The sequence below is a fragment of the Streptomyces calidiresistens genome (assembly GCF_014141525.1).
Lineage (GTDB): Bacteria > Actinomycetota > Actinomycetes > Streptomycetales > Streptomycetaceae > Streptomyces > Streptomyces calidiresistens.
In genome coordinates this window covers 1-4,949 of the sequence record NZ_VKHS01000405.1, presented here as the reverse complement: position 1 = coordinate 4,949, position 4,949 = coordinate 1, and the positions used below count along the sequence as shown (strand labels likewise).

Here is a 4,949-nt window from a genome sequence, read left to right as displayed (position 1 = left end):
GCGGGGGCGACCCGGGGGAGGAGGCGTCGCCGTGACCGGGTGGAGTCTCAGAGTGCGGCGGCCCGGCGCAGGTGCCAGGCGAGGATGGCCAGTCCGAGGCCCAGGCAGGTCAGGCCGGTGCCCAGCGGCAGCACCGGGATGATCGCCCCACTCCCGGGAGAGGGCTGGAGCGCGCCGGAGGCCACGCCCGCCCCCTCTCCCCCGCCGGGGCCGGGGCCGGCGGAATCGGGCCCGCTGCTGCGGGAGGAATCGGGTGCGGCGCCCTCCCCGGCCGCCGCGACCGGCTCGGCGAGCTCGTCGGCGGCGGGGCCGCCTCCGGGCAACTGCTCCGAAAGGGTGATGACCTCGCCGGCGCCGGGCCCTCCGGCGGGCACATCCCCGCCGGAGGGGAAGAGGACCCGGTGCTCGACCGCCCCGGCCAGGTCGAGTCCTTCCATGGAGCCGGCGGCTCCGGGGCCGGCGGTGGTCGTTCCGACCGGCGTGGTGGAGCCCATGGGCACCATCCCGGTGCCGACGCCACCGGGGCGCTCCTCCGTCTCCGTGACGGGCGGGGTGCCGGGGGCGGCGGCCTCCACGACCTCCCGGTCCGCCTCCGCGCCCCCCGGGGTGTCGCCGGAGGGCCGTCCCGGGGGAGTACCCACCACCCCGGGGGGCAGTTCGGCGAGGAGCGCGCTGATGACCTCGGCCCCCGTGGTGGGGGGGCCACCGCCGGTGGTCCGGTCGGTCGAGGGGCTCAGCGGCGGGGTGGGATGGTCGGTCACCGCCTCGGCCGACTGGATGACCCCCACCGGCAGCAGCACCGCCAGTGCTGTTCCGCACATCGTGACGCCCACCCGTATCCGCACGCTTCCCACCCTCCGCATGGAGTTCAACACGCTCCGGCACCGACCGGCAGGGCTACCAGAGTCACATAGCGGTGCGAATCCGGCATCTCCGGACAGGCGAGAGCCATGACTCTCGCCCCGTTTCCGGAAGGCCGCATCCGCCCCGGACTTTCCCGGCGCATCCCGATCCCCCGGGGGCCGCCCGGGGGTACCGAGGGGTTCCGGAAGGGAGACCGCGACCCTGCCAACCTTCGCCTGCCCCACTCCATACGAATCACACGAAAAGGACGGTTCGCCCTCTCAACGACAGGGCGAACCGAAGGTCACACGACCATACGTCCTCTGAGGAGCCGTCAGATGAACACCCTCTCAGGTGGTGAGGACAATCTTTCCCACGTGCTCCCCCGCCTCCATGACCCGGTGCGCCTCGGCCGCCTCCGCCATCGGCATCACCCGGTCGATCACCGGTCGGACCCGCCCGTCGGCGAGCATCGGCCACACGTGCTCGCGCACCGCCGCCACAATGGCGCTCTTCTCCTCGACCGGACGGGCGCGCAGCGAGGTCGCGATGATCGTTCCCCGTTTGGCCAACAGCCGTCCCAACTCCAGTTCCCCCCGCACGCCCCCCTGGAGGCCGATCACCACCAACCGCCCGCCCCGGGCGAGGGTTCGGACGTTCCGCCGCAGGTAGGAGGCCCCCATGATGTCGAGGATGACGTCGGCTCCCCGCCCCTCGGTGGCCTTGCGCATCTCCTCCTCGAAGTCCTGCTCCCGGTAGTCGATGAGGATCTCGGCCCCCAGTTCCCGGCACCGCTCCAGCTTCGCGGCACTGCCGGCGGTCACCGCCGGCCGGGCCCCCACGGCACGGGCCAATTGCACCGCCATCGTGCCGATACCGCTGGCTCCGCCGTGCACCAACAGGGTCTCCCCCGGGCGCAGCCCGGCGGCCATGAAGACGTTCGACCACACCGTGCACACCACCTCGGGAAGGGCCGCGGCCGTTACCGAATCGATCCCTTCGGGGAGCGGCAGCACCTGACCGGCCGGGACCACGACGCGCTCCGCGTACCCCCCGCCGGCCAGCAGCGCGCACACCGCCTCCCCCGGCTTCGGGCCGGCGGTGCCCGGCCCGAGACCGGCCACCGTCCCCGAGCACTCCAGCCCCGGGTACGGGCTCGCCCCGGGCGGCGGATCGTAGTGTCCCTGCCGCTGCAGGACATCGGCCCGGTTGACGGCGCAGGCGGTGACGTCGATCAACACCTCGCCGGGACCCGGTTCGGGATCGGGGACGTCCTCCATCCGCAGGACCTCGGGACCGCCGGGTTCGGAAACAGTGATGGCTCGCATGGGCGCGAGGGTAAGCGGCGGTGGGCCGCGGGACGGGGACACCCCCGTTCGTCCGGGCGCGTCGCCCCCCGGACCTCCCCGCGCCGGGCGCCGGACCCGGGGCCCGGGTCAGCCGCGCGGGATGCGCCAGGAGCCCGGTCCGCGCTCCGGCCGTCCCTCCTTCTGCTTCGCCGGCCCCACCTTCTCCTCGTCACCGGCGGTGCGGCGGATCACCACCACCCGGTCCTGGAGTTGCAGGGTCCGGGCCTCGGGATCGTCGAAGGGCAGCAGGCGGTGCCCGCGTATGACCGAGACGACCAGGTCGTCGCACTCGCGCGGGGATTTGCCCGCCTCCGCCCGGGTGACCGGCCGCTCCTTCAGGGACAGCCCCGAGCCCTGTTGGATCAGGTCCTCCATCACCGAACCCGAGCTGGGACTGACCATCGACAGGCCCAGCAGGCGCCCGACGGCCGAGGCACTGGTGATCACGGAATCCGCGCCGGACTGCCGGAGCAGCGGCACGTTCTCCTCCTCCCGGACCGAGGCCACGATCCGGACGGACTTGCTCAGCTGACGGGCGGTGAGCGTGACCAGCACCGCGGTGTCGTCCCGCTGGGTGGAGATCACCACCTGCCGGGCCCGATCGGCGCGGGCCCGCAGGAGCACGTTGCTGCGGGTCGCGTCCCCCACGACACCCGCGTAGCCCTCCGCGTTGGCCTGTTCCACCACCTCGGTACTGGGATCGACCACGACGATGCGGTCCTGCGTGACGCCGGTGCGCATGAGGGTTTCGGCGGCGGAACGGCCCTTGGTGCCGAAGCCGACGATGACGGTGTGGTCGCGCAAGGTCTTCCTCCAGTGCCCGACCCGCCACTGTTCGCGGGTGCGCTCGGTCAACACCTCGAGCGTGGTGCCGACCAGGATGATCAGGAACGCCACCCGCAGGGGCGTGATGACGAACGTCGTGAGCAGCCGGGCGAGATCCGAGTAGGGGGCGATGTCGCCGTAACCGGTGGTGGAGAGCGACACCGTGACGTAGTAGAGGGCGTCCAGCGCCCCGACCTCGCCGTCCTTGGCGTCGGTGTAGCCGTCGCGGTCCAGGTAGACCACGAGAAAGGCGGTGAACAGCACCAGGTTGGCCAGGGCCAGCCGCTTGACCACCTGGATCAGCGGCCCGGCGATGTGCCGGGGCAGGGAGACACCCATCGCCTGTCGATCGCGCTCCAGATCACGCGTGGATGCCCCGGAACCGGGGGTGAGAGCGGGGGGAATCCTCATGGTCGGGGCAGCTCCAGCAGACGGACCCGCCCGGCCGCCGGTACCGGGCCGGGGGGAAGGACCGCCACGGCGTCGGCGACGGCGATCCCGCGCAGCATAGCCGGGCCCGCCCAGCCCACCGGCTCGGCCTCCCCCGGGGCGGGCAGGCGCACCGGCACCAGCCGCACGTCCCGCGGGTGGCGGGAGACCGGCGAGGTCAGATGGGCGCGGGCGGTCCCGGCCCCCGGCTCGGGGCGACCGGTGAGGCCGTGCAGCAGCGGGGCCACCAGGGTCAGCACGGCGGAGACGGCGGCCAGGGGATTGCCCGGCAGCCCCACCAGGGGGATCCCGTTCGGCAGCTCGGCGAGGAGCATGGGGTGGCCGGGGCGCACGGCGACCCCGTCCACCGTGACGCGGGCGCCGAGCGCCCGCAGCGCCGGATGGACACGGTCCACCGGACCCGCGCCGGTGCCGCCACTGGTGAGGACGAGGTCGGCGTCGTCGGCGGCGGCGAGCAGTTCCTCCACCAGGGTGTCGGCGCCGCCGGACCCGCCGGTGCGGGCGCCCGCACCGGTCCGCGGTGCGGTGGATTCACCGGCGCCGGCCGTCGTCCCCGGGGAGCCGGCCGGCAGGTCGCCGAGGAGGCGCACGGAGACCGGTTCGGCACCGAGCGCGGTCAGCCAGGGGCCGATCATGGGGCCGATGGCGTCACGGATGCGCCCGCCGGTGGGCAGGCCCCGGTGCAGCAGTTCGTCGCCGAGCACCAGGACCGCCACCCGGGGGCGGGGGCGCACGGTCAGCCGGTCGTATCCGGCGGCGGCGGCCAGCCCGAGCACGGCGGGGGTCACCGGGGTGCCGGCGGGCAGGAGTCCGGCCCCGGTGCGGCACTCCTGCCCGCGCGGTCGGATGTCCGCCCCGGGGGACGGGTTGGGGCCGCGCAGCCGGTCGGCGACGGTGCGCCCGCGTTCCCGGCGCAGGACCGCCGTGGTGCCCGGGGGGATGCGGGCACCGGTGGCGATGGGCACCGCGAGGCCGTCGGCGAGGGGGGAGGGGCGGTCGTGGCCGGCGAGGACGGCGCCGCCGGGTTCCAGGGTCCACGGCCCGGGGCCGGAGACGGCCCACCCGTCCATGGCGGCGGTGTCGAACGCGGGAAGGTCGGTGAGGGCGGTGAGGGGTTCGGCGAGGGTGTGGCCGATCGCCTCCGCCAGGGGCAGGGCCCGGGCCGGCAGGTGTCGTGCGGCGCGGCGGGCCGTGCGGTGGGCGGTCTCCCAGTCGGTGGCGTGGGGGTGTCCGGCGGGGTCCCGGTCACCCCGGTGCCGGCCGGCGGCCGACCCGTCCGGCCGGGGGGCGACCGTCGGTGCGGCGTCCCCCGCCGCGCCCCGATCCGCGCGCCGCGCGCCGGCGGGGGCGGTGGGCCCCGGCACTCCCGGGGAGGTGGCCTCCCCGCCGGGGCGGGCGGCGGTCCCGTCGGTCCCCCGCGGGCCGGCGGGGGACGGGCCGGACGAGTGGGGACCGGAGGGACGGGGGCCGGAGCTGTTGGCG

4 protein-coding genes are annotated in these 4,949 nt (G+C 75.3%); all 4 read right to left on the bottom strand.

Translation table 11 applies throughout. The features are described from left to right. Window positions 1-47: 47 nt before the first annotated feature. Complete coding sequence (locus tag FOE67_RS16410) at window positions 48-845, bottom strand: hypothetical protein (RefSeq protein WP_182664985.1); 798 nt, start codon at window positions 843-845, stop codon at window positions 48-50. 348 nt (window positions 846-1,193) lie between these two features. Next, window positions 1,194-2,171: an NAD(P)H-quinone oxidoreductase gene (locus FOE67_RS16405; protein ID WP_182664983.1), complete on the bottom strand. Its 978-nt coding sequence runs from the start codon at window positions 2,169-2,171 to the stop codon at window positions 1,194-1,196. Window positions 2,172-2,279: 108 nt separating this feature from the next. Beyond that, window positions 2,280-3,428 (bottom strand): potassium channel family protein, encoded by a 1,149-nt coding sequence (locus tag FOE67_RS16400; protein ID WP_438874236.1) that lies wholly within the window; start codon window positions 3,426-3,428, stop codon window positions 2,280-2,282. Then, window positions 3,425-4,949: molybdopterin molybdotransferase MoeA (locus FOE67_RS16395; protein ID WP_228473950.1), on the bottom strand; the 1,525-nt coding region annotated here is incomplete at its 5' end. The genes FOE67_RS16400 and FOE67_RS16395, both read right to left, overlap by 4 nt.

Coding starts and splice junctions, on each gene's coding strand:
- FOE67_RS16405 (WP_182664983.1), bottom strand. CDS start 2,171: ATGCGAGCCATCACTGTTTCCGAACCCGGCGGTCCCGAGGTCCTGCGG.
- FOE67_RS16400 (WP_438874236.1), bottom strand. CDS start 3,428: ATGAGGATTCCCCCCGCTCTCACCCCCGGTTCCGGGGCATCCACGCGT.